Here is a 1040-nt window from a genome sequence, read left to right as displayed (position 1 = left end):
CCGCATCCCCACCCTGCCGATTGAAATTTGACCCAGGGCGGATTGCTGATTTTGTTACCAGCAACTGTGGATAAGTCTACCAGCGCAGCTGCTGTTGCCCCCACTCCTTCGCTAGCCCAGTTCAGTTGTTTAAGACCTGCCACACGCAGCCATGTAGCAGGCCGTCGTCGCCATGAAATCAGAACGGCTCATCGTCCTCCGGTTCCTGGCCGCCCTTACGCTTTCGCTCCCGTGATTTGATCTTGGCCTGGGCCGCCAAGCTACTGTGTTGCAGGCGATAGGACTCGTTACCGGTTTCGACGATGTGGCAGTGGTGGGTCAGCCGATCCAGCAGGGCGGTGGTCATCTTGGCGTCGCCGAACACGCTCGACCATTCGGCGAAGCTCAGGTTGGTGGTGATCACCACGCTGGTGTGTTCGTACAGCTTGGATAGCAGGTGAAACAGCAACGCACCGCCGGCCTGGCTGAAGGGCAGATAACCCAGTTCGTCGAGGATGACCAGATCCATGCGCAGCAGAGCTTGGGCGATCCGCCCGGCTTTGCCGTCGTGCTTTTCGCGCTCCAGCAGATTGACCAGATCGACCGTGGAGTAGAAGCGCACGCGCTTGCCGTGCCGGGTGATGCCGGACACGGCCAGCGCAGTGGCCAGGTGGGTTTTACCGGTGCCAGGCCCACCGATCAGCACCACGTTCTGCGCGGTGTCGGTAAAGGCCAGACTGGCCAGTTCGCTGATCAAACGAGCGTCTGCGCTGGAGGCGCTGAAGTCGAAGCCGGCCAGGTCGCGGTGCATCGGCAGCTTGGCCATGTTCATCTGGTGGCTCACCGAGCGCATGGCGCGATCTGTGTGCTCTTGTTCCAGCAGGTGTTCGAGCAGCCACTTGGACGAGGCTGTGTTCGACTCACCCTGCGCAGTCAACTCCGCCCAGGCCGTGGCCATGCCGTGCAGGCGCAGCTCCTTGAGTTCCGCCATCAAATCACGCATGACCGATCTCCTCGGTCTGGCCACGCAGGCGGTCGTAGCGCGCCGTGTTAGCGACGGG

At 61.6% G+C, this 1040-nt stretch carries 1 protein-coding gene; it reads right to left on the bottom strand.

The genetic code is table 11. The features are described 5' to 3' along the window. Nucleotides 1-178: 178 nt before the first annotated feature. Nucleotides 179-982 (bottom strand): IS21-like element ISPst3 family helper ATPase IstB, encoded by an 804-nt coding sequence (gene istB / locus AC1Q6D_RS33120; protein WP_010454871.1) that lies wholly within the window; start codon nt 980-982, stop codon nt 179-181. Nucleotides 983-1040: the final 58 nt, after the last annotated feature.

The sequence above is a fragment of the Pseudomonas sp. MT92 genome (genome assembly GCF_058792515.1).
The sequence above is the reverse complement of the archived record's forward strand: the minus strand, read 5'-3'. Positions and strand labels throughout refer to the sequence as shown.